Below are 705 nucleotides of genomic sequence, written 5' to 3'. Positions count from 1 at the left end.
CACCGCAAGTTGGTGGGGAACTGCACCCAGAAAGCGTCTAGGCCAAACCAGGCCTGACTTGCTTGCCCACTCTAACCTGCCCTTCTTGGAATTTCAGCCATTGCTTCGGGTAGGTCACGGGGAACAGTCCAGCCTTACGGTACTGCGGCAACCTGGGCTTTGGATCCGGCTGCGCTTGCAAAAGCGACTTGAAGCTCGTTACAGCCTGTTAATTTAAGATGGGGTACAGGTTTTAAGAGGGAGGAAGAGATGCCAACCCATTCTTTGGATCTACGGCAAAGAGTTGTAGCAGCTTATCAGGCAGGTCAGACCTCTATCCGTCAGGTAGCCGAACGGTTCATGGTGACCAAAAGAACAGTACACCGCTGGGTGCGACAGTACCAACAAACTCAGGACTTAACTCCCAAGAAAGTAGGCACCAAGCGAGTGGGTATTTTGGAACAGCATCGACAGGAAGTGATAGCAATCATTGCAGAACACCCAGACCTCTACCTGTGGCAGTATCAAGAACTGTTGCGGGAGCGCTTAGCAATTGATGTAAGCACTGTCACAATACACAACTTCTTGAAAAAGCAAGGGATGACTCTAAAAAAAGACTTACCGCAGCGCGAGAGTCCAAGAAGAGGAGGTGCAAAGAGAACGACTAGCTTGAGGATTTGATTGCCCTCGACCAGACAGGGGTGTGGGAGGGAAGGGAACGGGGAG

1 pseudogene is annotated in these 705 nt (G+C 51.2%); it reads left to right on the top strand.

Annotation, left to right across the window (positions count from 1 at the left end):
* Positions 1–249 precede the first annotated feature (249 nt).
* Positions 250–705, top strand: a pseudogene (locus NW852_RS10275) (helix-turn-helix domain-containing protein); the annotation flags it as partial.

The organism is Synechococcus sp. H60.1 (assembly GCF_047462335.1).
GTDB lineage: Bacteria > Cyanobacteriota > Cyanobacteriia > Thermostichales > Thermostichaceae > Thermostichus.
This window is presented reverse-complemented; position numbering and strand designations above follow the sequence as displayed.